We start from the raw sequence: 407 nt of genomic DNA, 5'->3' as shown, positions 1-407 counted from the left end.
CTTTACGACAACCAGCCAGACCTTTGCTCTGACCTGGCAGGGTATCACCTATACCATATCTCTGGTCGCCAACTACGGCACAATGTCTGGCTTGCTCGCAGCGATTAACGGCGGGTTGAATGGTTCGGGGCTCATTGCTCAGGATGATGGTGGCGTGATACGTATCGTGGAGATCTCCAGCCCCTGGCGTGGCGGTTCCATTACGTCATCATTCCTGCCTGCGTCAGTATTTGGCGACAACCCGGTATTTACAGCTGGTACAGCATCCAGCGGCGGAAGCCCTGCGGTAACAGCCAGCGTGACGCTGGCATACGATTCTGGCACTGCCTTTTCCGGATTGCCGGAAGGCACTCAGCGGATTTCCCTGGCGCACCGTGGCAACGAATACCAGATAGCGTCTACTGATG

The 407-nt window shown here is 56.3% G+C and carries 1 pseudogene; it reads left to right on the top strand.

From position 1 onward, the window contains the following. Positions 1-407, top strand: a pseudogene (locus RRF55_RS27270) (host specificity factor TipJ family phage tail protein); the annotation flags it as partial.

The organism is Klebsiella sp. K47, from assembly GCF_051858335.1.
Classification (GTDB): domain Bacteria; phylum Pseudomonadota; class Gammaproteobacteria; order Enterobacterales; family Enterobacteriaceae; genus Klebsiella; species Klebsiella pneumoniae.
Note: the sequence above shows the minus strand (reverse complement) of the source record. Positions and strands in the feature narration are given on the sequence as shown.